This is a genomic window from Dietzia sp. DQ12-76 (assembly GCF_014145045.1).
GTDB lineage: Bacteria > Actinomycetota > Actinomycetes > Mycobacteriales > Mycobacteriaceae > Dietzia.
Map to the genome: position 1 here is coordinate 1 of NZ_JAALDV010000458.1, position 1,417 is coordinate 1,417.

General features: G+C 71.6%; 1 protein-coding gene. It reads right to left on the reverse strand.

The genetic code is table 11. The features are described 5' to 3' along the window. A partial coding sequence (locus G6019_RS14665; protein ID WP_182627886.1) for a cobaltochelatase subunit CobN occupies nucleotides 1–1,417 on the reverse strand: 1,417 nt, incomplete at both ends.

A 1,417-nucleotide genomic window follows, 5' to 3' on the forward strand; every position in this document is an offset into this window, starting at 1 on the left:
CCGCGCGTCCATGGCCTCGACCAGCGCCCGGGCCCGGGCCTCCACGCGGTCGACCTCCTGGGTCGGGGCGTCCTCGACCAGGCCGAGGGCGCGACGCAGACCGGGAACGGCACCGAATTCGCCGCCCCACACCTGCGAGGCCCGCAGGATGGCGAGCACCAGGTTCACCCGCGCCTCGCCGTCCGGCGCCTGACCCAGCACGTGCAGCCCGTCGCGGATCTGGACGTCCTTGATCTCGCACAGCCACCCGTCGACGTGGAGCAGGAAGTCGTCGAACTCCTCGTCACCGGGCTGCTGCTCCAGTCCCAGGTCCTCGTGCATGTGCGCGGACCGCATGAGTGTCCAGATCTGCGCGCGGATCGCCGGCAGCTTGGCCGGGTCCATGGAGGCGATGTTGCCGTACTCGTCCAGCAGCTGCTCGAGGCGGGCGATGTCGCCGTAGGCCTCGGCGCGCGCCATGGGCGGCACCAGGTGATCGACGATCGTGGCGTGGGCGCGGCGTTTGGCCTGGGCGCCCTCGCCGGGGTCGTTGACGAGGAACGGGTAGATCAGCGGTAGGTCCGCGATCGCCGCGTCGGTCGCGCACGCCGCCGACAGCGCGGCGTTCTTGCCCGGCAGCCATTCCAGCGACCCGTGCTTGCCGATGTGGACCAGCGCATGGGCGCCGAACCCCTTGGCGAGCCACCGGTAGGCGGCCAGATAGTGGTGGGAGGGCGCCAACTCGGGGTCGTGGTAGATCGCCACCGGGTTCTCGCCGAAGCCGCGGGGCGGCTGGATCAACAGGACGACGTTGCCGGCCGAGATCGTGGCCAGGACGATCTCGCCGGCGTCGTTGACGAACAACCGACCGGGGGCCTGCCCCCAGGCGTCCACCATCTCCGCGCGCAGCGACTCCGGCAGGTCCGCCGTCCACCGCAGGTAGTCGTCGGGGGAGATCCGCACGTGACTGTCGGTGAGCTGGGCGTTGGTCAGCCACTCCTCGTCCTGTCCGCCCGCGGCGATCAGGGCGTGGATCAGGGCGTCACCGGCGGCCGTGTCGTCGGCGTAGGTGCCCTCCGAGCCACTGTCGGCGACGTCGAGGAACCTGGCGACAGGCCCGTCCTCCGGACCCAGGTCGTAGCCCTCGTCGCGCATCCGGCGCAGCAGCCGGATGGTCGAGACCGGGGTGTCCAGGCCGACCGCGTTGCCGATCCGGGAGTGCTTGGTCGGGTAGGCCGAGAGCACCAGGGCGATCCGGCGGTCGGCCGCGGGGACGTGGCGCAGTCGCGCGTGTGACACCGCGATCCCCGCGACGCGCGCGCAGCGCTCGGGGTCGGCGACGTACCGGGGCAATCCGTCGGCGTCGATCTCCTTGAACGAGAACGGCGCGGTGATGATGCGGCCGTCGAACTCGGGGATCGCGATCTGGTTGGCCGAG